14 protein-coding genes and 4 pseudogenes are annotated in these 22408 nt (G+C 42.3%); 7 read left to right on the top strand and 11 right to left on the bottom strand.

Annotation, left to right across the window (positions count from 1 at the left end):
* Window positions 1-5 precede the first annotated feature (5 nt).
* The 6 genes and pseudogenes from CKY02_RS05595 to CKY02_RS05620 all read right to left on the bottom strand — a co-directional run bounded on the left by CKY02_RS05595 (window position 6) and on the right by CKY02_RS05620 (window position 7214).
* Window positions 6-920 (bottom strand): hypothetical protein, encoded by a 915-nt coding sequence (locus CKY02_RS05595; RefSeq protein ID WP_112894535.1) that lies wholly within the window; start codon window positions 918-920, stop codon window positions 6-8.
* 11 nt (window positions 921-931) lie between these two features.
* Complete coding sequence (locus CKY02_RS05600) at window positions 932-1723, bottom strand: SAM-dependent methyltransferase (protein WP_112894536.1); 792 nt, start codon at window positions 1721-1723, stop codon at window positions 932-934.
* Window positions 1724-1780: 57 nt separating this feature from the next.
* The gene (locus tag CKY02_RS05605) at window positions 1781-2125 is read right to left on the bottom strand and encodes a hypothetical protein (protein ID WP_112894537.1); all 345 of its coding nucleotides are present in this window, start codon (window positions 2123-2125) and stop codon (window positions 1781-1783) included.
* A gap of 69 nt (window positions 2126-2194) precedes the next feature.
* The gene (locus CKY02_RS05610; RefSeq protein WP_112894538.1) at window positions 2195-4231 is read right to left on the bottom strand and encodes a hypothetical protein; all 2037 of its coding nucleotides are present in this window, start codon (window positions 4229-4231) and stop codon (window positions 2195-2197) included.
* Window positions 4232-4242: 11 nt separating this feature from the next.
* Entirely contained in the window at window positions 4243-6000 is a 1758-nt protein-coding gene (locus CKY02_RS05615) for a carbamoyltransferase family protein (protein WP_112894539.1), read from the bottom strand.
* 205 nt (window positions 6001-6205) lie between these two features.
* Window positions 6206-7214: pseudogene (locus CKY02_RS05620) on the bottom strand (IS630 family transposase).
* Between the two features lie 172 nt (window positions 7215-7386).
* Between CKY02_RS05620 and CKY02_RS05625 the strand changes: the two are divergent.
* The 3 genes and pseudogenes from CKY02_RS05625 to CKY02_RS05635 all read left to right on the top strand — a co-directional run bounded on the left by CKY02_RS05625 (window position 7387) and on the right by CKY02_RS05635 (window position 11644).
* Window positions 7387-8409 (top strand): IS110 family RNA-guided transposase, encoded by a 1023-nt coding sequence (locus CKY02_RS05625; RefSeq protein WP_112894540.1) that lies wholly within the window; start codon window positions 7387-7389, stop codon window positions 8407-8409.
* 293 nt (window positions 8410-8702) lie between these two features.
* Window positions 8703-9676 (top strand): annotated as a pseudogene (locus CKY02_RS05630) (IS630 family transposase).
* A gap of 99 nt (window positions 9677-9775) precedes the next feature.
* Window positions 9776-11644, top strand: a complete 1869-nt coding sequence (locus tag CKY02_RS05635) for a M13 family metallopeptidase (RefSeq protein WP_112894541.1) — start codon at window positions 9776-9778, stop codon at window positions 11642-11644.
* 50 nt (window positions 11645-11694) lie between these two features.
* Here the strand turns inward: CKY02_RS05635 and CKY02_RS05640 are convergent, their stop codons facing one another.
* Window positions 11695-12921, bottom strand: a complete 1227-nt coding sequence (locus tag CKY02_RS05640; RefSeq protein WP_112894542.1) for an MFS transporter — start codon at window positions 12919-12921, stop codon at window positions 11695-11697.
* 392 nt (window positions 12922-13313) lie between these two features.
* On the opposite strand from CKY02_RS05640, the pseudogene CKY02_RS25150 reads away from it, so the two are divergent.
* Window positions 13314-13813, top strand: a pseudogene (locus CKY02_RS25150) (IS5 family transposase); the annotation flags it as partial.
* On the opposite strand, the pseudogene CKY02_RS05650 reads toward CKY02_RS25150, so the two are convergent.
* From CKY02_RS05650 to CKY02_RS05660, 3 genes and pseudogenes are all read right to left on the bottom strand, one after another.
* A pseudogene (locus tag CKY02_RS05650) lies at window positions 13773-15196 on the bottom strand (IS1182 family transposase). The pseudogenes CKY02_RS25150 and CKY02_RS05650 overlap by 41 nt on opposite strands.
* Before the next feature lie 300 nt (window positions 15197-15496).
* Window positions 15497-16183, bottom strand: a complete 687-nt coding sequence (locus tag CKY02_RS05655; RefSeq protein ID WP_112894543.1) for an SDR family NAD(P)-dependent oxidoreductase — start codon at window positions 16181-16183, stop codon at window positions 15497-15499.
* A 235-nt stretch (window positions 16184-16418) separates the two neighbouring features.
* Window positions 16419-16670 (bottom strand): 6-carboxytetrahydropterin synthase, encoded by a 252-nt coding sequence (locus CKY02_RS05660; RefSeq protein WP_167405270.1) that lies wholly within the window; start codon window positions 16668-16670, stop codon window positions 16419-16421.
* A 794-nt stretch (window positions 16671-17464) separates the two neighbouring features.
* Between CKY02_RS05660 and CKY02_RS05665 the strand changes: the two genes are divergently transcribed.
* Together CKY02_RS05665 and ybaK are read left to right on the top strand one after the other, a co-directional pair.
* Entirely contained in the window at window positions 17465-18277 is an 813-nt protein-coding gene (locus CKY02_RS05665; protein ID WP_112894545.1) for a TraB/GumN family protein, read from the top strand.
* A gap of 185 nt (window positions 18278-18462) precedes the next feature.
* Window positions 18463-18939 (top strand): Cys-tRNA(Pro)/Cys-tRNA(Cys) deacylase YbaK, encoded by a 477-nt coding sequence (ybaK, locus tag CKY02_RS05670; protein ID WP_112894546.1) that lies wholly within the window; start codon window positions 18463-18465, stop codon window positions 18937-18939.
* 61 nt (window positions 18940-19000) lie between these two features.
* Here ybaK and ushA read toward each other — a convergent pair whose 3' ends face one another.
* The gene (ushA, locus tag CKY02_RS05675; RefSeq protein ID WP_112894547.1) at window positions 19001-20659 is read right to left on the bottom strand and encodes a bifunctional UDP-sugar hydrolase/5'-nucleotidase UshA; all 1659 of its coding nucleotides are present in this window, start codon (window positions 20657-20659) and stop codon (window positions 19001-19003) included.
* 379 nt (window positions 20660-21038) lie between these two features.
* Here ushA and CKY02_RS05680 point away from each other — a divergent pair, with 379 nt between their 5' ends.
* Window positions 21039-22256, top strand: a complete 1218-nt coding sequence (locus tag CKY02_RS05680) for an MFS transporter (protein WP_112894548.1) — start codon at window positions 21039-21041, stop codon at window positions 22254-22256.
* Window positions 22257-22408: the final 152 nt, after the last annotated feature.

Genomic DNA, 22408 nt, shown 5'->3' on the forward strand with positions numbered 1-22408 from the left:
AGTAATCATATCTGGCTATACTCCACAGTCATTGTTTTGAAGTTGGCATTCATCTGGATAATATAATTTTGAATTTCTGCCTGTAATTTTTTATCTTGCATCAGAATGCCCGTCATTTCCTGAATGTAAATAATGGCTTGCTCAATACTATTGCGTACTGAATCAATTTCAACACATTTTGACTCTACTGCCCGCAAGTAATGTATGCGCGTTTGCAAAACGTTAAGGTAGACATAGGCAGCCTGAAAAATATTAGGAATTGACCACTCTTTATCTCTGGAGCCTACATAAAAACGTTCATCGTAATAAACGCCGTTCGGGTAATATCCTCCCGTTTCCAGCATCACAGAGGCAGACAGCTGATGATGTAATGCCTCATGATAAAGATTCTCGAAAATAATATAATGACGGTGTTCAGGTGCCAGAATGATTGACGGCGTAACAGCAACAAAAAAAGCATCACTCAGAAAAGTGCAATGGGGTAGCTCATGGAAGGCCGCCCCGCTGAAACCACATTCACGTGCATTTAACCAGACTATGGTAGACGTAAAGTCAAAAATGATATCCAGCTGTCCCGTAAAATAAGGTGCCATTTGCAAAATGCTTTCTTGGATAAGATCAAGCCGACGACGGTCAATTTCGACTATATGTAAAGGGTTAATAGGTACATAGCTGGCAAGGATGGCTGAATGGCTTGAATCATAAAAACGAATGCTTTTCTCTTTCCATTCTAGGGTATATACAGGAAGCGATTCAGATGCCGTCCCACACCAGACATCTTTGAGATTAGCGGGAACTTTCCCATCCTCAGTCAGCCTTTTACAGAGATAAGGTGGAAAACTATCACTAGGCAGCGAAGGGCTGCGGCGGCTATAGCATGTCGCAAGTAAGTCTTTTGTAACGAGCCCGTATAAATACATAGTAGAACCTTTTATGCCATTATTGAAGCTTGTAAATAGGCTAAAAAATCACGATTCAGTCGCTTCGCCTCAGGTTTGATATACGGAATAAAAAGCGTTGAAGAAAACGTAATATCTGGTAGTAAAGTTTCGAGATTCTCCATGGTAACTTCTTTAATAATGGCTTGGTCGCGACCATACTCAGCCGAGCTAACCATTCTCACAATATGCTCTTTTGGATAGTGTTTTAAAAGTTTGGCTTTGAGATAATGAATAGCGTTTTGCTGGGTAGGATCTTTAATAAAAGTACGCGTAGTGCCCACCGAACAGATATGGTATAGAAAATAATTAAGGCTTGGCTCAATGTTGTAATCAAGCAGGATCAATAGATTTGCATCAACGATTGAAGTACCGTGTTCAAGAGGATCCAATTCAGTATCATCTAGCATGGTATCAAAAGAGGATAGCCCAAGTGAAATGGTCAGCTCTGTATCTACAGAATGTGCTCTCTCTTTTAATAACTTAATTAACGTAACGCCAAATCTTGGATGTCCGGGTAAACAGAATGCAATATCATCGTATACTGCAACCTCGTCAAATATACGGGTCACTATAACAGTATAATTTGACATATCCTGATTACCATTGACATACAGGTTGGTAATATCTTCGGAATGAAGGTTATGCTCTTTAAAATATGCGACCAGTTCTTTTTGAGGGAAAAATAATAGTGTTTTTTTGCTGGCAAAAAAATTGTCAATAGCATCCAGTGTGAGATGTTTTATCCCTTTGATACCCGTTCCAACCACACGTATTCTTTTCATTAGCTAACCTTTTAAAGAAAGGATCAGCTGAATATTCAGCTAATCCTAGGGTTATTATTAGCGAGTTTGCGATGCATCGAACTGAGCAATCAGTTTCTCAACATCCTCAGAAAAAGGCGCGAACATACGCGGGCCACACTCCATTGGTTGGACATTATCAAACTCACTAATCAGTTGTGCAACATCCTCAGAGAATGGAGCAAACATGCGCGGGCCACACTCCATTGGTTGGGCGTTATCAAATTCACTAATTAGTTGTACAACATCCTCAGAGAATGGAGCGAACATGCGCGGGCCGCATTCTATAGGTTGACTATTATCAAACTCATTAATCAATTTTTGTACGTCCTCAGAAAAAGGCGCGAACATACGTGATCCACATTGTAGGTTTTCAGCTTTCATTCATATTTACCTTATTTCCATAAATTAACAATATCGAACGATATTGCCCCGAGAAAGTACTGAGTACTTTCAATTTTGAATAATGATAATTTGACCGATGATGCCAGTTATTCGCATTAATGGCAGGCTGCGATCGCCAACTATCATATTCCGAATAAATAGTTGTTGGTGATAATCCTGGCTACCAGAAACTCTCGGCCAGCAAATAGTTATATCTAGGTTTTCTTTAACATTAACAGTGAAAGTGAAGTTTTCCCATTTTGTGCTCAGATTACACAGCGTGTAGTCGCCATTAATGCGGATTGAAAATCCTTGTTTATTATCGGATGATGTTGATCTTGCGCATACAGTAACTTTATATTCTCCCGCAACGAGCGAGCTAATATAAAACCTGGACTCAGGATTCACTTCATTCATCACGAGCTTATTTTCATAAACCAGTGAAGAGAAAACGGCATGCCGGGCGGGGTAATGACGATAAATATGTTGGTTTCTGGTATTTATGACCAAATTATGACCGTCAGGATAATGACTCGAAGTTTCAGTTGCGTTCTGCCACTTTGTATCATGGCGATTCAGTAAATTACGCAGCTGCACCCCCGAATGGGTACTGGTACTGAAAGCCCGAATAAATTTGCTAATTGCCGCATTGTCAGAACGATATGTCTTCTTTTCTATTTTTTGCTCAGACGAGTATTGCTGAGTTAGAAAATGTATGTCGGCTTTGAGCGCTGAATTAGCACCACTGGTGGATAACACTTTATCGAGCCAGTACATAACTGAATCGTCAGGCTGGCTGTAATTCGCGTTGTGCAATGCTACGAGCAAATGGCTTCCCGCGCAGCTATCTTCATATAAATCAGCCAGGTTGACTGACACGTTGCTATCAGTAATGGCTGAGGCCAGCGCATCGCTAACCCAGTCCATTCCTTTCAGACTATGATGAACATAATCGACGAACAATGTTTTGTCCGGTATTACTGTCCCTGTTTTTTGATAAAACAGCGCCGGTAAATCAATTAAAGTCGCTTCAGTGCTGTGGCCTACCACTTCCCGAATCAAAGCTTCTATAAAGCTAGGGCAGCGCGGCGTATGCGTTGTAAATTGCCAGATCACCGCGTCTTTTGACTTGACGTAATACTCCTTGGCCGCTAACTCATTTCCTAGGCCGCTCTCTGCTTTCGCCATCAATTCGAGCGTTAAGGGGCTGGTTTCGTTATCCAGTTCCAAGGCTACAATGCAACTGGCACGAGCTCGCACAAAATCGCTTTTCTGAAGATATTCATTGGCGGAGTGAGCATGCTCTAGCCAATGAGTGATGGACTTGTCATTCAGCCATCCGGGAATAGCAAACTCATTTTGCCAACCGGAATAGTTGAATTCAGGTAAAACAAAAAATAATTTAACTTCGGTTAAACGACAAAGATTAATAAGTGATTCCAGCAGAAATCTAATATAGACAGAGAGTTGCTCAGTAATGACAGCCTGAATTTCCTGCACATTGAGGCCAATCAAGGACTGTGTTACCAGTTCGGAAGGGTTACCCCACCATGCATTCCACCAGTTATTTCCAGCATGGATAACCAACATATCCGGATGTAATTCCAGTGCTTCCTGAGCTGTTTGCAACAAAGCTGAGGCATTGATACCGGTGCAGGCGAGATCGATAATTTCATAATCTCCCGCTGGTTTTAGTTTTTCCTGAAGCAGGCCGGCTGGAGTAACTACAGGATCGTAAACAAAGCCCCGAGCAACTGATTCGCCAAGATAAACAATGGTTTTTGTGTGTGGTCGGACGCGATGTAGTGTTTCGGTTTCTGACCACGAAGCATTATTTCCTCCGAAGCGCATGGCAAGCTCTTTATTACGCTGATAATACTTCAGCTGACCATTTTCAAATACCGGAGTCCATATGCCAATTTGCTGAGGTATTTTGTTGAGTGGTTTCATTACTTTGCCCTTACAAAAATCAAAGGGCAATGAAACTTCGCGACGACTGATCGCTTGATAATAGATATTTTCCAGTTTTTTTAACTGGGAATTTGCTGACATCATCTGTTCAGCTAGCGCATTACAGATCGCTTTATTATTTATTTGAATAGTCATCTTTAACGCTCTCAAAAGAATGTATAGACAGTGGTGCGTGCTTCATCATCACTTTCCGATAATTTAGGCTTTTCAATCCCATAAAGCGGAGCAGGGATATCACGGCGGTAAATCAGATAGTCTTCAAGCACCAAGGCATCCATCTCCGAGTGAATAAAAGTGCTCAGCGCTTCTTCGATAGTGTTCACGATAGGTTCACCGCGTAAATTAAACGACGTATTGAGTAAAACAGGGCAACCTGTCAGTTTATGAAATGCGGTGAGAATACTTACAAAAGGATGATCTGTTTCTTGAATACTGACGGTTTGAATACGAGCTGTACCATCAACGTGAGTAATAGCTGGTAGTGAAGCGCCACTTTTAACCGGACAAACCTCAGTCATAAAAGGGGAATCAAAATCACAATCGAAATAGTCGTGTTTATATTCATTAAGCACTACGGGGGCAAAAGGCCTGAATTTTTCTCTTTGTTTGATCACGAGATTAACGCGATCCTGGGTATGCGGATTCCGGGGATCGGCAATAATACTTCTGGCTCCCAACGCTCGCGATCCAAATTCCGATGCTCCCCGGAAAAAACCAAGGATTTTTCCTTCCACCAGATCGGCGGCGATCTGCTGATTACATTCAGCACTAGGTAATTTTTGATACCTTATCCCCAGTCCCGTTAACGTAGAGCCAATTTCGCTATCTGTGACCCTTGGACCCCAGAAGCAGCTGTCGATACCTTTAGACGTGAGTTTCAATCCTTGCAGATCACTAAGCTCCTGTGCTGCAAGGAATGCGGCACCGATTGCCCCTCCCGAGTCACCCGCAGCGGGCGGTACAAAAACATTCTGATAAATACCACTGCGTCTGATTGCCGCGTTGGCCACGCAGTTGAGGGCGACACCACCAGCTAGACACAAATTATTAGCAGGAGAAAGGAGGCGCAAATGAGCTATTTGCTTGAGCACAATTTCTTCTAGAATCTGCTGCGCACTGCTTGCCAGATCATAATGAGTCTGAGTAAGCACACTCTCGGGCAAACGTTCAGGCATACCCAATAATAATGAAAGCTTGTCCGAGTACATTTTCACGCCAGCATAGAAGTCGAAGCAGGTGAGATCGAGCTTTATGTCTCCTGTTTCATCAATCGTGATGATCTGCCGGAGTTGTTCAACAAAGGTGGGTTTACCGAATGACGCAAGCCCCATTACTTTGTATTCGTCATTATTGACGCTAAATCCTAAAAACCCCGTTATCGTGGCGTAAAAAAGACCAATTGAATGAGGGAAATTAGTCATTCCTAACCGCTGTAACTTGCTTTCACTGGCGTCCCACCAAGATGTAGTTTCCCATTCACCCACACCGTCATTAATTAATATCGCACAGCGGTCAAACCTCGAAAGATATCTGGCTGCGGCGGCATGGCTCATGTGATGAGGATAGCTTTTGATAATTTTATCTTCGCCAAAAATTGAACGAATGTGACCAACAGCACTTTCGCCGTTGAGATTAAGCCGGGGTAATATTTCTGGCGCATGTAATGCGCTCCAAAGCTGGCGTGCACGCTTCAATTTTTCGTTTTCATAAAAGCTGACGCAGTCAACATCTGCATAAGTTTTACCTGCTTGGCGTAAGCAAAACTCAAGCGAATAATAGGGAAAGCGAGGGTCGTGTTTTAATCTGGAGAAACGCTCTTCTTCAACGGCAGCAATAATTTTTCCATTTTCAACAATGCAACAGGCAGAATCATGGTTAAGTGCTGATATACCAACGATGAGCATAGCGTACCCTTTTTCGTTTTATAATTGTATTGAGAATATTCCAGTTAATTTATTTAACATTTCAATAGTTATCTAATCAGAAGTAGGTTGTCAAGTCCATTTCAAAGATTTGAGAATATGATCTTTTTCGCGTCTACTTATATTTATTTATCAATTAGTTGTAGTAGATAAATAACTTTTCATAATTATGATACACCCTCTCTTTTTATTCTCTATTAGTCCTGTAGGAGAATGAATTCAAAAATATTTTCACTTTTTCGAGCAACTGCCACATATACTGGCAACAATGATTTTGTGTCACCGTTTCATGCAGGGATTGCCACAGGCGCTCAATTTTATTCAGCCAGGAGGAATCAACAGCTAAAAACAATAGGTTAAATTTAGGATGACGGGTCAGCCAATCACTAAGCATCCGGCTTTTGTGAATACTATAATTATCCAAAATTAATGTGAGGGTTTCAGCATGACAATATTGGCGATCAAGTTCTTTCAATACATTGATAAATAATCGAGAACCCTTATTTAATCCTCTAACATAAGTGATTTTCCCTGTTTGAATATTCAGGCAACCTGCAAGGTAATGTTTTTGGTTTTTGCCTAGTGTCACGATACGTTTCTACTATCCTTTTAAATACCAGTCAGAATCGATTTTGGGATTTAGCTTGATATCGACTTCGTCTTCATAAAAAACGGGATGTTTTTCCGAGCACATTGACAACGCCTCGGTAATTTTCGCCATTTTTTCAGGGTATTCGGGATCGAGTAATTTAAGCGTCGGCTCTGCCCTTCGCCAAACGATACCTGTTTTATGTAAGTAACGATAGAAGATGCTGATGGATAATTTTATATTTAATAGTTCATTGATTTTAATTACAAAAAATTCAAGACTCCAACGAGAACGCAAGCAACCCAATTGTTGGGGAGAATATTGCAATAAAAAAGATATCAAAGGATAAAATAGGATTAAATTCCAGACAGCGGGTCTGCCCGCAGGCAAGCTTTTCAAACCTTCCAGACCATGTAAAGTAAACCAATTTATCCAGCGATTGACGGAAGAACGCCCTGCACAAGGGGGCGACCTGTAAGACAGACCCGCCTCGATGTAGCATCAATATGGCCATGAGTCTGCGAGCATAGTTTTTATCTCGGATGCGCTGGATAATTTTTTTCATCTGGCGTCGTTCATTGCGAGGTATCAGTGCTATGATAGGCATAACTCAGTCCGTTTAGTGACTTGGGGATTTTTTGCAATTGATCAGATCGCAAAAATCGGACTGAGTTCCCTCCAAGTGATCTACTATTTTGAAATAATGAAATGGACACCTCCCTAAAACGGCTTCAGTGAGCCATGCTGAATACATCAGCAAAAATATGAAGAGGCGTCCAATGGAACAAGTTATCGGCATTGATCTGGCAAAGCGAGTGTTTCAATTACATATTGCATCTCCGCTCGGAAAAATGATTAAAAATACCGTGGTAACGCGCGATAAACTGATGACATTCATTGCTCAACAACCCCCTTCCAAAATAGTGATGGAGGCTTGTGGCAGCGCAAATTACTGGAGCCGACAATTTAAACGCTTTGGTCATGAGGTGAAGCAAATCAGCCCCCAATATGTCGCCCCATTCAGAATGGGCAGCAAGAATGATAAAAATGATGCCGTGGCTATTGTGGAAGCAGACAGTCGTCCAGGGATTCGTTATGTGCCGGAAAAAACACAGAAACAACAGGATATTCAGTGTTTGCATCGTGTTCGTCAGCGGCTAATGAAAAACAGAACGGCGCTGATTAATCAAATACGGGGATTAGGCTTAGAATATGGCATTGCCATACCCGAAAGCGTTCACAAGGTTGAGCAATGTTTGCCTGAGCATCTGGAAAACGCGGAAAATGACCTGACCCCGCTGAGCCGTGAATTATTTCAGGAACTCTTGCTTGAACTCAAAGAACAGCAGCAGCGTCTGAAAATACTGGATAAACGCCTCAACCCTTTGAATGCACGAGAAGAAGATATTCGCCGTCTACTGACGCTACCGGGTATTGGTCCACTGGGGGCATCCGCTTTAATGATAGCGCTGGGAGAGAGTACGGATTTCAAAAATGGCCGCCATTTTGCCAGTTATCTGGGGCTAGTTCCAAGAGAACACAGCAGTGGTGGCAAAGTCAGGTTATTGGGTATCACGAAACGCGGGGATGGCTATTTACGAGGAATACTGATTCATGGTGCCCGTTCAGTTGTTTATCGGGTGCAAAAAATCCCTGACGAACAATGTAATGGATTACAACGCTGGTTAAAAGGCGTGATAGCCCGCAGCGGACTCAATAAAGCGGCAGTTGCCCTGGCAAATAAAAATGCCCGAATAGCCTGGGCTCTGGTCAGCCAACAATCGAGTTATGAACCACGATGAGCTACCCATGATGTAAATGATATAGAAGTCCATAAATTGATGTACTGACAGGTAGAACCGACTCTCTGTGAACCTGGTAAATAACTCAGTCTATCGAGACTGTTGAAATAATGAGGGCAGAGAGTGCGGATTTTCATCAGGGCTCATTGAAGCCGAATATATGTTTGCGACTACGTTGTCAGAAAAATTTACTCACCCACTTGAATTGAGTCGGTGTCCATATAAGTTATTTATATACCGGTAATCATTGAAGATGCTTGATTTTCCCCAAAATAAGGATCATGGTATCAGTCATGAAAATATTCATTACCAATGAACAGAAAGCCGAACTCGAACACCTCCATCACACCTGCCGTGATAAGAGGGAGTGTGATCGTATCAAAACGGTTCTGCTGGCCGTTAAAGGCGGAGTTCAGTCACGATCACTCAGGCTCTACGTCTTCATGAAACGACGGTTAATTGTCATATCAGCGATTACCTTAATCATCGCAAACTGAAGCCTGAAAATGGCGGTTCTCAGAGTTATCTCAACGAAACACAGGCTCAGGAACTTATCGCTTATCTGACGTCGGAGCTTCTGCCCACCACACAGGCGGTTATCCGTCTTGTTAAAGAATGGCTGAATATCGGTTACACCGTTCCCTGCATGAATAAATGGCTGCACTACAATGGATTCAGCTACAAAAAACCGACCGGCGTTCCGCACAAGTCCAACATGGAACAGCACTGGGCTTCATAGAAACTTACGGGAAACTGAAACAGGAAGCCGGAGATAATGAGCCCATCTTATTCATTGATGGCGTCCATCCCACACAGGGGACAAAACTCGCTTATAGCTGGATGCGCAAAGGCCAGAAAACCGCTATGAAAACAACGGGCAGCAGTACGCGAATATGACTGTATCAACAGTTATCACATTGCAGAGTTCTCCATTGCCATTCGTGAAACCTATCCAGTCAGTCAGACGGTTCATATTATCTTTGATGGAGCCGATTACCATTGGAGTGATCTGGTAAAAGACTGGGTTTATGTGATGAATATTGACCTTCATTACTTACCTCCATACAGCCCGAATCTGAACCAGATAGAAAGGCTCTGGAAGGTGATGAATGAACAGGTCAGAAATAATCATTACTTCGCCTCGGCAGCCTTGTTCAGGCAGACCATACATCACTTTTTTACTGAAATATCACCGGAGCTTGCCGGGAACCTGTCGTGCCATATTAATAACAACTTCCAAGTTTTGAATCCTGCATCTTCAAGTTAAGCGGGTATATTAATCGCCATGAATATAAATTATGGTTTCTCTTGTTTTATTCGTGTAATCATGCATTGTTAATGTAACATAAATTGCCAGGTGCTAAAAATGCTTTATAAAGGAAATGATATCTATTGTAATTATAACTATTTTTGGCTAAGTGAAGCAAAAGCGATGGAGGGAGTGAGCTATCGAAGTACATTTACGGAATTAAGAGATGTCGTGCACATACAGCTTAGAGAAATGCTTGATGATATTGTAAGGCAGCCGGTTAATGAAAATGAAGTGCTCATTAGAAAATGCTATGAAAAATTTCAGGACATTGATACTTGGCGCATTGATGCGGTTTCATTCTTTAAAACTCATATGGATAATCTCACGCTAGGAAATAGTCGTGAGAGGACAATCCCTTTTATTTTGGGGCGCTGGACGGCTTACGGTGTCGAGGCTTTATTTCGAGTAAGAGTCGTCCCTTGGGAGGAGAACACACGCGTTACCTGCTTACGGCTAGAAAGTGCAGATTTCATGATGCCGGGCGAGGAGTATTACACTTCAAACGAGCCATTCTATACTGAAGTACGTCATTCGTGGTTTAGAGTGGTTGAGCAGATATTGTCTGTACTGGATGATCCTCAGCCTTTGCTTATGGCGCGTGAAATTTTTCAGCTAGAGCGAGAACTCGTTAGCCATCAGTTTTCCGTAGAAGAAAAACGCAACCCGCGTCTGACCTGTAATACTGTATTGCCAACGGTTTTTAAGTCACTAACTCACTTTGACCTGGTATCTTTATGCTCAGGTCTTAAAGCGCCTGAACCTGAAAAGCTAGTGCTTGAATCCCTTCCCTATGCACAGGCCGTCGGAGCGGTTCTAGTAACAAAGCCTGTTGAAGTGCTGGAAGCCTACTTTAAAGTTCGCTTTTGCCTCAAATATCGGGACTTCTTTTCCAAACTGGACACCGAAGGCATTGCCCATTTTCTACAAAACATCACCGGGGCAGAGCGTAAGCGCCCATCCGAAATCAGCGCTCCATATGCACATCTGATTTCGTTGTTTGATGATTATCTTTCTCAGTTATACACCGAGCGTTACACCGCGCCACAAACGCTAGATCTGGTTCAGAAAATGGTTCGGGAAATCATGGTGACATTTTCGCTTAGTATCCAACAGTCCACATGGATGTCAGATATTTTTAAAGCGCGTGCACTACGCAAGATAGCCGCAATCAGAATTAAAATTGGTACTCCACCGCCTCTAACTTCTTATGGCTGTTTCACTGAACTGGACAATCTATTTGATATAGTATTGGCTATCAAAGAAGCAAAATTTAAACATCTCACAGATTGCTTAAATGGCTCATTTAACTCGCATTTATGGGACATGTACGGGCACGAAGTCAACGCCTGTTATAACCACCGAAAAAATGAAATTATTCTCCCTGCCGCAGTGTTACAACCTCCTTTGCTGTGGCCTCAGCAGAGTGCGAATGAGAATTACGGCGGTATTGGTATCATTATTGCGCATGAAATCAGTCACGCCCTTGATGACGAAGGCTGCTACTTTGACGAGCATGGCAATCTGAATATGCTGTGGACGCAAGAAGATGAGCAAATATTCAATCAAACAGCCGCGCGAATCGCTAATTTTTTCAGCAAGATAGAAGTTCTGCCGGGACACTTTATTGATGGGGTGCTCACTCGCGGGGAATGTTTGGCGGATTTATCCGGCTGCGATATTGCTTGGCGGACGCTTTGCAGGCTGGCTGGGGGGGAAACGTTGGCGTTACAAGAGCAATTTCAGAATAGCGTGTTGTTGCTCTGGCGTGAATACGCCTCGGAAGAAATCATGCACAGACTATTAAGCCGTGGTCCGCATGCGCCAGCGCGTTTTCGTGCGCTGGGCTGCCTTCATTATCTTGCCGGAAAAGGCTCTAACATAGAGGTATCCAAAGAAGATATCCAAGGTATTGAGTTATTTTAAGCTGTTTTGACACACCGCTTCGCTGGCGGTGTGCCCCTCAACGATTACCTCTATTCCGTTCCCGCCGTCACTGATTTGTGAGTCATTCGTTTTCCCGCGATCAATAACATCACAATCAGCATAAAACCTGTGCCGCTGAAGGCATAAAGTGCGTACACAACTCCAATATATTGTGAACAATACCCTGCACCTATAGATACCACGGCAGTGATCAACATTTGTAACCGATAACTTTTCGCCATTGCCGCCGGGACATGATTTTCATCGAACTTCTTCAGCACCGTATATACCGCCAGCGAAAATACGACGTTTGAGAATACATGGGCGATAAACACTAATAGTAGTGCCAGATAAGTTGAGGAAGAGAAAGGTACTAACCCGTAGCAAGTGATGAAGGCGAACAGGCAGCCTATCAACAAAGCATTGCTATTACTATTCTTTTCAAAACGTTCAGGATTAAGCAATAAAGGCCCGACAAGCTGCCCTAGACTACGCGAAAAAAGCAGTGCCAACGCCGTGGTCTGTGCCTCATGACCGGTAAGTGAAAGCGGTACTAAGCTTGGCAGCAACGCCATAGCTGGCGCTCCTGCAAATGCCAGTAGTGGCAAAAGTAATATTCCCCGCCGCTGAGTGCTTGTGAGAACCCGCCACTCAATGGATGCATCGGCTTGGGTAATGTAATGAAAAGTTCTAGTAAAACGCGCTCTTGACCACCCTAATATCATTAATGACAGAGCAAAACTCGCCAGATCGATGACCAGCAGATGTATAACAGTGACATGGCCGAGCAGTAGGAGTCCCAGCCCCACACCGAAGATGACGTTACACGCAAAAATAATGGTTTCGAGCGTTGTGGCGATCGGCAACTCTTTTTCAGTCAGTCCAGTTTTAAAGATCTTACTCATGGCCGGAAATGTCATGCCAATAGTAAAAGCGGATACGGTCTGGGCGATGAGAAACAGAGGGATCGAGCCACTTACCACGGCAAGAAACGGAGCCGCGAGTCCTGCCATGCCAAGGCATTCACCTACGATCAGAATAGAAAAAGGGTTGCCGGTTCGGCAATAATGCTCACCTACTTTGCTCCCGATAAGTCCTGGTACAGTGGAAAGTACATAAGCCAAAGCGAGCGAGGTAGTGGGAGCTGATAACCTGACTAATTCGCTAAAAACGACAATATAGGTAATGCCATTCCCGATGGAAGAAACAACAAAGGAGAGGCCAAGAAGTAATAACCACGGTTTACCAGCCAAGGCTTTGAAGAGTGCTAGAATCATTTTAATGTCCGTAATAAGCTGAAAAAATATCTAGTTTCCAACTGCGTCGCAAAGCACAGCCATGTATCACACTTTTCTGGCAGTGGGAAAAATGACAAGTAACGGGCTTATGTGCGGGACATTACATCACAAACGATCCTATAAAATGGAAAAAGTAAAAGCATGTAATGTAATTACTACAGATTTGTACCTTTGTCAATTCGAGAACTAACGTTTGCTGCTTGGGAATAGTTTATGAACCTAACGTCTCCCATGTCTAATGCTATCTAACTCAACGCTCTGATTCATTATAAATGAGTCAAAGCAATAAGATATTATTACTTTTAGGAGCTGTTAACGTTTTATGAGGGGAATTTGAACAGCATAGTGATCTGGTATCATTGTTTTCCACCATGCCAAGGACAATGTTATCAAAGCCCCTAATGGAATAAGCTAGCTGTATTGATGCAACAAAGTGGATATATTTACCACAAAAAAACACTACCTGACTTTCGAAGAGGTCCTTTACCGCATGCGAGCCGAGTGCCCCTAGCGTGACTTACTGGATGAATTTGGAAAATGGAATACCATCTTTAAGCGCTTTAACGAATGGTCAAAGAAAGGTATTTTTGATTTATTATTCAATTTTTTATCTAAAAACACGGATGAAAAATGGTCATTTATTGATGGCAGTATTGTCCGCGCTTATCAACATAGCTCAGGCACAGCTTCACTGGAAGAGGAAGCTACCGGTAAGAGCCGAGGCGGACGTTCTACAAAAATTCATTTAACCTTAGACAGTTACGACTTGCCCGTACATTTTGAGCTGTCAGGTGGTCAAACGCATGACATTGTACATGCAGAAAATTTGGTCACACATTCACCTGCATCAGACTTTGTGATTGCTGATAAATGAAACTCCCAAGACTGTCGTGATCAGGTGTCACGCCATAACTGACAAAAATACACCTTAAATCTAAACGCACCATGTGTTCAAGTGCTCTAAGCGAGCAGTATCCTTTCATGATCCCATAAAGCAGGATCCCCATCATTGAACGGTGCCCATGATGCTGCTTCGCATCCGCAAAACTGCGCTCTATCGTCTCCTTTCGCCGCTTGTAGGTCTTTTGACCCCACTCCGTTAACCGGTTTTCCCTGACCTGCTCCTTACTCTCCTCCCAGACATGACGGGTTATCTTTTTACCTCCTTTGGCCTGCGTACAGGACGCGCGTTTCGGGCAATACTGGCAGATAGTCGCCGCAGCCTGATAATGCCGGTATCCCTCCCGACTGGTCGTTTGATAAATCAACTTTTCGCCCTGAGGACACACATAGCAGTCCTCCTGCTTGTCATAGGTAAAATGTTTCTTCTGGAAGACGTTCGGCCCCTTATTCGGACGGCGGTAACCGATTATCGGCATGACACCTGACTGTTCCGTTAAGTCACAAACCAGGGCCGTAAAATAGCCCGCATCCAGCCCAACCGCGAGGGGAGACAGGGAGAATCGCCTGAGCTGACGCACCAGGCACCCAATAAAAGGCTGGCTGTCGTGGACATTGCCAGGAGTGGCGTAGGTATCGGTGATGATGCCGACTTTCCCATCCACACTACAGTGGTCAAGATAAAAGAACCCCCGGGGTTTGTTGGTCCGGTGCATAAATCCACTGTCCGGATCAGTGGTACTCACTTTCGTCTTTCTCTGCCGCTCCTTCATGGCTGGCTTTAGGCTTTTTTTCCTGATGCGGCCCGGTCTCCATTGACGGCCTTTTCCAATTCCTCAAGATAGGCACTGGGAGGCACAGAACGCAGCTCGTTCTTTGATTTATGCGGATTAGCACTGGCTTTCAGGTGGGTGCTATCAGTATAGAGTACTCGTCCCCCCACCCACCCTCTGGCGATGGCCTGTTCAACAATATTATCAAAAATCTGCTGGAAGACCTCGCTGTGATTGAAACGACGACGGCGGTTTTGGCTCAGGGTCGAAGCATCAGGCACTTTCTCTATTAAGCCGAGGCAGAGGAACCAGAGGTAAGCCACATTGACCTAGATTTCCTGAGCCAAGCGGCATTCGCTGGGGATGCCAAACAAGTAGCCGAGCAACATCATTTTAATCAACATGACCGGATAAATGGCAGGCCGACCATTATTGTGGCAATACAAAGGCGCGACTCATTCGCGGATGAATTCAAAATCAATGGCGGCATCGACTTGATGGACCAAATGATTTTTGGGCACCAGCTCGTCAAGCGAGAGCGTTTCTGGCGGGAAAGTCTGGGGAGGGGGTATTCTTAACATGGCGGCCATCTCCGTCGGGTAAACGGAACTTAATTACTTAATTAAAGCAAAGCACCAGATAAAAATGTCAATAATCTGAAATTACGCCAGCACGACTGGCACTGGCATTTGTCATTATATGGCTGCCGATGAGTATTGAACAAATGATGAACAATAAACGTCAACAGCCCCAGCCCCTAAAGTGAATTTTAATTTCATAATTTTATGCAACACATCAAAACAGTGTGTCGATTACTATAGACTTAAGGTGTTAACTACTTTGTGATTGTTTTTTAATCCTTTGATTATTGTTGCGGCCCATTAGCTGTTAATTTGCCCAAGGTTAGCGTGAATTACACTTCCGTTGAGTGTTGGATTTTCAGAACAAAAATATGTTAGTGTTGCGATTTCCTCCGGTTCAACATATCTACCCAATGAAACTCGCTTAGAAAAAAAATCATCAGTGAACTTTTCACTCTCCGTGGCCATTCGGGTTGCGGTAACTCCCGGGCAAATACAACAAGTATGGACTTTGCGTTCACTCATGTCTTGTTGGGTCGCTCTCATCATACCGACAACAGCATGTTTTATCGTTATATATGAGAAGTTTCCAGGAACACCTAACTCGGAAAGCGTTGAACCTATATAAATTATTGACGAACCCTCATTAAGGAAATTAGAAAAAATACTATTTAGTTTTGCCGCTCCCTTTATAGAGATATTAAATAAATCACTCAAGTAATCAATATCTGCCTTAAGTGCAGTATCTGAAACATGCTGTGCAGCATTATGAACCAAACATATTTTATCCTTGCATTCATTAAGGATTTCTCGAATTCTATCCTCCTTGATGCTGCATTGTGCAAAATCAGTTTCGATGTGAATGCAGTCGTCAAGTGGCGGAGGAGTCCGAGAAAGTGAGACTACGCGCCAACCCATTTGTAAGTACATGGTGCAAATACTAAGACCAATCCCTGTGCTCCCACCTGTAACAAATACTGTGTTCATTTTATTATCGCTCTTCTACTAACCTTCTGTCCTTTGCTTGATCCAACATACACCACAATTTCGCTTATAAGATTCATTGGCATAGAGTCACAAACCGTTAGTTCTTTTATGAACCAAGAACTTAATGATTCGAGTGTAATGTTTTTTAACGGAAGAATACGTACATCCCTTTCAGGAAATGAGAAAAAATCATTATGAAAAAAACACTCTACATTAGCTTTGTTTCTTTTTATAACTAAAAATGGTGATTCACCAGGAAGTAATAATTTGTCATCGAGATAACTACAAAGCTCATGGAGTTTTTTTTGATTATGCAATAATCGAAAATCATACCGTTTTCTTCATATTCGGAATATACTTCTACACCAACATTGAAATTATGCCCATGCAACGTTTCCCGTTCAAACTCCGAAAAAATAGTGAAGTGCGAGGCTGAGAAACCGATATCATCCCTCTGCATCATAATGCCAATACTATCTATGTTCATCAATGCCTCCTGCCATGAGTCATACTCTCTTTGTATGTGAAATTTCGTGGAGACAACGATGAGCATTTTTAATTCAGAATCTAGCCAACTGTCAAATTATTTTTTACTATAAAAAGCGGGGGATGTAGTGATGTGATGGACATCTCCTTTTTCAGCGGCAAATAGTGCCATCTTTTTTCCGATGTACTAGTAAACCACACACACGGTACCCGACCTGAATATCCTCAGACAGCAAGTCAAGGAATGCCCAATTAACGGGTCTTCATGTTCAACTAATTACATGAGTCACAACAACTTCACCATTACGCAACTCAAAGGCCAATTGACTACCAGTATCAACACCCAACCCTATGGATTTCAAGATACATTGCGGCGGCAAGGGAGCGAATCCCCGGGAACATAGATAACTCTGTGACAAGGGTGAGCGAGTGCAGCCAACAAAGAGGCAACTTGAAAGATGACGGGTATATACCCAAGAAACTTCAAGATGCAGTTTTTAACACCTGAAAATGGTCATTAATTCTATACCTAATGAACTTCAAGATGCTTGAACAACAAGATATAAAAACATTTAAATTCAACAATATAGTTGTTTTTCAAACATGCACCTTGAAGTGTTTTGAGTATAGATCATTTTTAAAAAACTAGAAAGGTAAATACAGCGGTCAAGTAAAATCTCCTTGTATACTGAATAGTAGTAAAAGAACATTCAATGGAAATGGATAGAGATACAGTTGTAATATTAACCTAGAAAAATAGCTAGTTTAAAGAATAAATGCTAAACCGGAGCTAAAATGGGACGACTGATTAAACACCTTACCAATATATTAGGAATCAATGCTCTCCATCGTTATCCCTATCCCGCTCACGATATTACACTGGCAGGTGATAGACATTTGCATCTGGTGGGCAGTATTCATATGGGTACGAAAAATATGTTCCCACTGTCGGAAATATTGATAGAACAACTTAATCTATCCGATACATTAATCGTGGAAGCAGATATTATTCAGGCAGACTCCCCATTTCATGATGAATTTCAATCATATCACCGCATCGAACAACGTTTATCTTCTGAGATGTACCAGAATTTTCAAGACTGCTGCAATGAAATCCAACAGCAGGAAGAATTCCTCAATTTATTACCCTCATGGCAAATCGCTTTAATTTTACAAGCAGGACAAGCACAAAACCTTGGATTGCATCCCCATTACGGTATCGATTATCAGCTACTGAATGCAGCCAAAGCGCAAGGGAAAACGGTTATTGAACTAGAAGGTACTGAATCACAAATTAATTTACTTAATCAAATTCCCAATAACGGCCTGCCACTACTGGAAGATACATTAACCCATTGGCACGCAAATGCCCGCGCTTTACAAACAATGATCAGTTGGTGGATGGACTATCAACCTGAACAGCAAAAACATGTTTTACCAACAACTTTCAGTAAAGAGATATACCAACTATTGATGACTGAACGTAATAAACGATGGAATAAGCGTTTACGGAAATTACCTACCGGTCGATATCTTGTCGCTGTTGGTGCTTTGCATCTGTACGGTGAAGGGAATTTGCCTCAGATGCTGGCAGAAGAACAGGATTAAAAAAAGGCCAATAATACAGTAATATTGGCCAATCAAAGAGGAATAACCTGTCACTCTCGTTATTCTTATTGTTCGGGATATTACCTGTTTGTACACAAGCAACAGAGCCATAGTTAGAATATCAATTCCATCCTTCTATTTCATCCGTTATCCTTAATTACAAAATTATTCTATGTAATGAAATTATGACACCTGCGATCATTCTATTAGAAAAACAGAACGTTAGCTTTACTCTTCATACCTATGAACACGATACAAATGAGCATAACTTTGGTGATGAAGCAGTGAGGAAATTAAGACTCAATGCTAGGCAGGTATTTAAAACTTTGCTGGTTGCACTTAATGGTGAGGCTAAAAATTTGGTGGTAGCCGTCACCCCCGTTTCAGGTGAACTGGATTTAAAAAAGGTCGCCAAAGTTTTTAAAGTCAAAAAAGCAGAAATGGCTGATCCCCAAATCGCCCAGAAAGTGACAGGGTATCTCGTCGGCGGGATCAGTCCGCTAGGACAGAAAAAATACTTGCCAACAGTTATTGATAACCAAGCGCAACAGTTCCCAACTATATTTGTCTCGGGTGGTAAACGAGGGTTAGATATTGAATTGGCGTCGTCTGATCTCTGTAGATTATTGAGAGGTAATTTCGCTGATATTGCAAAAGCTTAAATTATTACCCAAAAAGGGCGGCCAAAATTGCCGCCCTTTCGATTTATCATTCTGTCAGGGATTATTGATAAATAATTTCACCCTTTGGCTCATAATCAGCCGCTTTCAGTGGTGAATGCTTCTCGATATAGTCTTTCAAAACTTCTGCATCAACAAAACCGGTGTTGACATAGGTTGGATAATTATCAACACGTGGATAGCCATCACCACCAATAGCATTAAAGTCCAGCATTGCCATGCGGTAAGTTTTATTCGGCTCTAGTGGCTTTCCACCGATTTTTACCTCTTTAACACCTTTACCATCAGCAATCAGGCTGACATTCACAAACTGTGCATAAGCACCAGAGTCAACTTTCATATTAGCAATCGCCGCCAGATATTGTTTGACTTCATCGCCTTTCATATCAACGTAAACCAATGTGTTAGCAAATGGATGCACTTTCAACACATCTTTATAAGTGATATCACCTGATTCAATCGAATCGCGAATACCACCACCACTCATAATCGCAAAATCAGCACCCGCGCGTTCCATCATGGCAGAAAGCGCAACATGGGCCATATTAGTCTGAACAAAACGAACTTTGCTACGATCCCCTTCCAATTTACCCTCAATAGAACCCACTTTTACACCAAGTTGTTTATCACCTTTATCTTGATAAGGCATCAGCAACTTTAACATATCCGGGTTTTGTGCAATTTCATGAGTGTAGTAAGCACGTTCAGTAGAACCATCTTCCTTCTGCACTTTCTTTTTGAGGTTAATAGGGATCAACTGATAGTGAGTCAGCTTTAATTCACCATTACGGAACTGGAAGTCAGCACGACCAACATATTTACCCCACTCATGAGCCTGAACAATCCAGGTACCGTTCTGACGATCCGGCGAACATGGGGTTCCTGGCACATAATCGATCTGCTTATAATTTTTATTTTCCGCAGACATACAGACCGGATCTTGTGAGTGACCACCGACAATCATATCCAGATAGCCCGCAGGCAAGCTGCGAGCCATTTCAACATCACCCGGCGCATTAGAACCATGATTACCGTTGTCATAGTGCCCCATATGGGTTGCTGCAATAATCACATCTGGCTTTTCATCTCTCTTTAGTTCTTCAACAACCATTTTGGCTTCTGTCGCAGGAACACGAAATTCAACATCAGGAAAATTAGCTGGGTTACCGATTTTCGCCGTATCATCAGTCGTCAGGCCAATAACCGCAATTTTCACACCCTGTTTATCGAAAATAGTATAAGGTTTGAACAAACGTTTGCCGGTGCTTGTTTGGTAAATATTGGCGGCCAGAAATGGAAAAGTTGCCCATTTTTCCTGTTGACGCAGTATTGACAGAGGATTATCAAACTCATGGTTACCCAACGCCATTGCATCATAGCCCACCAAGTTCATGCCTTTAAAATCAGGTTCGGCATTTTGCAGATCAGATTCTGGTACACCGGTATTAATATCCCCGCCAGAAAGTAGTAACACACTACCACCTTTTTTCACGACCTCCTGACGGATTTCATCAACTACCGTTTTTTGAGCGGCTAAACCATACTCACCATAATCGTTATGCCAAAAATGACCATGATGGTCATTGGTGTGCAAAATGGTAATGTTATAGGTTTTATCCTTCTCCCATGCATTTGCGATTGCTGGAAGTAGTGCTATAGATACAACCAAAGCACAAGCTGAGGTCTTGAACGAGAATTTCATGGTATATCTCCATGTTTTTTTTAGTGAATTGCCATGCAAAAACAGCTTTTAAAGCTAACAAGGCGGGATAAATTGATCATTTCTTGAGACAGGTTATGTTATGCAGTTATTAACACATGTTTTGTTTCGTCTTTGCGAGAATACTATATACCCGTCATCTTTCAAGTTGCCTCTTTGTTGGCTGCACTCGCTCACCCCGGTCACATCGTTATCTATGCTCCCGGGGATTCACTCCCTTGCCGTCGCGATCCATCTTGAAATCCATAGGGTATAAAACTATATCCAAGATAGTAAAAAATCAACTCTCTACCTAATATGTATTAAAATTCAACAAATAACCAATATACTGACTATTGATTAAGACAGGTTGGCTGCGAATATGAGCGAACAAAGCAATACCACCATAGTTCCATCTCACCCCAAAAAAACCAGGAATACCGTTTTTACTATTCTTGGGGCAATCAGTGTTTCACACTTATTGAACGATATGATCCAATCGCTGATTCTGGCAATTTATCCTTTACTACAATTAGAATTCAACCTGAGTTTTGTGCAAATCGGTATGATCACCCTGACTTATCAGATTACCGCCTCTTTATTACAACCACTGATAGGTCTCTATACTGATAAACATCCACAGCCCTATTCATTACCTGTTGGGATGAGTTTCACCTTATCCGGTCTATTATTGCTGGCCTATGCCAACAATTTCCCGTTAATTCTATTAGCATCTGCATTAATTGGAACAGGCTCTTCGGTATTCCACCCGGAATCGTCGCGCGTAGCACGTATGGCATCCGGTGGTCGCCACGGACTAGCTCAATCTCTTTTTCAAGTCGGCGGTAATTTTGGCAGCTCCCTTGGGCCTTTGCTAGCCGCTCTGTTTATTGCTCCCCATGGCAGAGGCAACGTTGGCTGGTTCTCTTTGGCGGCATTACTGGGTATCATCGTGCTGCTACAGATCAGTAAATGGTATAACGCTCAGAATTATATCAAGAAAAATCAAGCCAAAATTGGCCCTGCCATTAAAGTTTTATCAAGAAAAACCGTGATAGGTTCCTTGGTTATTTTGCTAATCTTAATCTTTTCCAAATATTTTTATCTCACCAGTATCAGTAGCTATTATACTTTTTACTTAATACACAAATTTGGCATTTCCGTGCAAAGCGCCCAGTTTCATCTGTTTATTTTTTTATTCGCAGTTGCGGCAGGAACCATTATTGGTGGACCGCTTGGTGACAGGATCGGCAGAAAGTATGTTATCTGGATATCTATCCTTGGAGTTGCACCTTTTACATTAGTTCTGCCTTACGCTTCTCTGTACTGGACAAGTATTCTATCAGTGATTATTGGTGTGATTCTGGCATCTGCGTTCTCTGCAATCCTGGTATACGCTCAGGAACTTATTCCAGGTAAAACCGGGATGGTATCCGGCCTGTTTTTCGGGCTGGCTTTTGGTATGGGAGGTATTGGCGCAGCGGTACTTGGTGATATTGCGGACAGAACAAGTATTGAACTAGTTTATCAGATTTGTGCTTTTCTGCCGTTACTTGGCATATTTACCGCTTTATTACCTAATATAGAAGATAAGAACTAGGAAAATCACCATACAATCCCACATAAAAGTTAATTTTTATGTGGGAATAGTGCTTATTTACCTCATAAATATTCAAATAGAGCAACACAAATACCTGTTACGGGTAATTTAATCCTTTCAATCCATATTTTTTGATGTTTTATTCATTTTTT

Source organism: Photorhabdus bodei (assembly GCF_003287735.1).
GTDB classification, from domain to species: Bacteria; Pseudomonadota; Gammaproteobacteria; order Enterobacterales; family Enterobacteriaceae; genus Photorhabdus; species Photorhabdus kayaii.

Coding starts and splice junctions, on each gene's coding strand:
- CKY02_RS05595 (WP_112894535.1), bottom strand. CDS start 920: ATGTATTTATACGGGCTCGTTACAAAAGACTTACTTGCGACATGCTAT.
- ybaK (WP_112894546.1), top strand. CDS start 18,463: ATGACACCTGCGATCATTCTATTAGAAAAACAGAACGTTAGCTTTACT.
- CKY02_RS05680 (WP_112894548.1), top strand. CDS start 21,039: ATGAGCGAACAAAGCAATACCACCATAGTTCCATCTCACCCCAAAAAA.
- CKY02_RS05655 (WP_112894543.1), bottom strand. CDS start 16,183: ATGAACACAGTATTTGTTACAGGTGGGAGCACAGGGATTGGTCTTAGT.
- CKY02_RS05615 (WP_112894539.1), bottom strand. CDS start 6,000: ATGCTCATCGTTGGTATATCAGCACTTAACCATGATTCTGCCTGTTGC.
- CKY02_RS05605 (WP_112894537.1), bottom strand. CDS start 2,125: ATGAAAGCTGAAAACCTACAATGTGGATCACGTATGTTCGCGCCTTTT.
- CKY02_RS05640 (WP_112894542.1), bottom strand. CDS start 12,921: ATGATTCTAGCACTCTTCAAAGCCTTGGCTGGTAAACCGTGGTTATTA.
- CKY02_RS05660 (WP_167405270.1), bottom strand. CDS start 16,670: ATGAACATAGATAGTATTGGCATTATGATGCAGAGGGATGATATCGGT.
- CKY02_RS05665 (WP_112894545.1), top strand. CDS start 17,465: ATGGGACGACTGATTAAACACCTTACCAATATATTAGGAATCAATGCT.
- CKY02_RS05635 (WP_112894541.1), top strand. CDS start 9,776: ATGCTTTATAAAGGAAATGATATCTATTGTAATTATAACTATTTTTGG.
- CKY02_RS05610 (WP_112894538.1), bottom strand. CDS start 4,231: ATGACTATTCAAATAAATAATAAAGCGATCTGTAATGCGCTAGCTGAA.
- CKY02_RS05625 (WP_112894540.1), top strand. CDS start 7,387: ATGGAACAAGTTATCGGCATTGATCTGGCAAAGCGAGTGTTTCAATTA.
- ushA (WP_112894547.1), bottom strand. CDS start 20,659: ATGAAATTCTCGTTCAAGACCTCAGCTTGTGCTTTGGTTGTATCTATA.
- CKY02_RS05600 (WP_112894536.1), bottom strand. CDS start 1,723: ATGAAAAGAATACGTGTGGTTGGAACGGGTATCAAAGGGATAAAACAT.